The organism is Aeromonas sp. QDB25 (genome assembly GCF_027707725.1).
GTDB lineage: Bacteria > Pseudomonadota > Gammaproteobacteria > Enterobacterales > Aeromonadaceae > Aeromonas > Aeromonas caviae.
In genome coordinates this window covers 1-503 of the sequence record NZ_JAPCIZ010000259.1, presented here as the reverse complement: position 1 = coordinate 503, position 503 = coordinate 1, and the positions used below count along the sequence as shown (strand labels likewise).

At 55.3% G+C, this 503-nt stretch carries 1 protein-coding gene; it reads left to right on the top strand.

The window, feature by feature from the left end:
- The coding region (locus PG883_RS23815; protein ID WP_223953444.1) for an RNA-guided endonuclease InsQ/TnpB family protein at positions 1–503 on the top strand (503 nt) is incomplete at both ends.

The window sequence follows — 503 nt, the reverse complement described above, 5'->3', positions numbered from 1 at the left end:
CGCCTGCGCCAGTTGGGCGGTTGTGCTCGTTATGTCTGGAATCACGGGCTGGCAGAAACCAAACGCATTCTGGATGCTGGCGAAAAACTGCCTTCTGCCTTTGAGCTGAACAGGATGCTCACCAGTTGGAAGAAAGACCCAGAAATGGCCTTTCTGGCCGAGGCATATACCGACAACCTCCAGCAGAAGCTCAAGGATTTGCATGGCGCGTGGATGCGCTGCTTTGATAAGAAACTCGCCGCCAAGGCACCCGTATTCAAGAAAAAAAGCGACAACCGCGACGCTATCCGGTTCGTCAACTTCGACAAGTATTGCCGCCTTGAAAAGGGTCGAGTGAAGCTGCCTGCCGGGCTGGCGTGGGTCAAGTTCCGTCAGTCCCAGCCAGTTGAAGGGAAAATTAAAAACGCGACCGTCAGCCAAGCAGCCGGGCACTGGTATATCTCCTTTCAGGTCGAGCAGGAGACGCTTGAGCCAATTCACCCCTCCGGCTCAATGGTCGGGCT